At 29.5% G+C, this 396-nt stretch carries 1 protein-coding gene; it reads left to right on the plus strand.

Annotated features, from left to right (window positions below; genetic code table 11):
* The coding region (locus JNB88_RS33220; RefSeq protein ID WP_220359176.1) for a hypothetical protein at positions 1-396 on the plus strand (396 nt) is incomplete at both ends.

Here is a 396-nt window from a genome sequence, read left to right on the forward strand (position 1 = left end):
GTGTTGAAAATTTGCAAAATGATATAGAAAAAATCAAAAATCAAAAAGAAGAAATTTATTATGAATACGCTAAAAATTTCTCAGCTTTTTTAGCAAAAAATCTACCTTTTTTAAAATTTATCAATACAGCCTTTGATCTTTTTGACCATTATAGTGCTAGGGTTTTGCTTGCTAAAAAAAGGGATTTTGAATTTGTTTTGTGTGATCAAAGTACGGATTTGGTGCTTAAAAATTTCGCTCATCCTGCCTTAAAAAATCCAAAAAGCGTGAGTTTGGAATTTAAAAAACAAGTTTTAATCATCACAGGGGTAAATGCAGGCGGAAAATCCATGCTTTTAAAATCCATGTTAAGCGCAGCATTTTTAGCTAAACATCTTTTACCTATGCATATTAAAG

The sequence above is a fragment of the Rhizobium cauense genome (assembly GCF_019511525.1).
Classification (GTDB): Bacteria; Pseudomonadota; Alphaproteobacteria; order Rhizobiales; family Rhizobiaceae; genus Rhizobium; species Rhizobium cauense.